The 228-nt window shown below is 62.3% G+C and carries 1 protein-coding gene; it reads left to right on the top strand.

Translation table 11 applies throughout. The annotated features are described in order from the left end of the window. Positions 1–43: 43 nt before the first annotated feature. Positions 44–228 (top strand): helix-turn-helix domain-containing protein (locus AB4Y43_RS40740; protein WP_368730319.1); only part of this gene is annotated, 185 nt, incomplete at its 3' end.

Raw genomic sequence — 228 nt, 5'->3', positions numbered from 1 at the left:
ACATGGGTAACACTTCGGGCGAGTGATTGGCCTGGAGCCGTTCATGCCCTGGAACCCGAGAAACACCATGAACCTGCGTCTGGAATTCGTGAATCTGGCCTTGCAGGAAGGCGCCAACCGGCGTGAACTATGCCGGCGTTTCGGCATCAGCCCGAAGACCGGCTACAAGTGGCTTGCCCGTCATGCACAGGATGACGGCGCCACGGCGTTGGCGGACCGCTCGCGCCG

Source organism: Paraburkholderia sp. BR10872 (genome assembly GCF_040965835.1).
Taxonomy (GTDB): Bacteria; Pseudomonadota; Gammaproteobacteria; order Burkholderiales; family Burkholderiaceae; genus Paraburkholderia; species Paraburkholderia nodosa_A.
The sequence above is the reverse complement of the archived record's forward strand: the minus strand, read 5'-3'. Positions and strand labels throughout refer to the sequence as shown.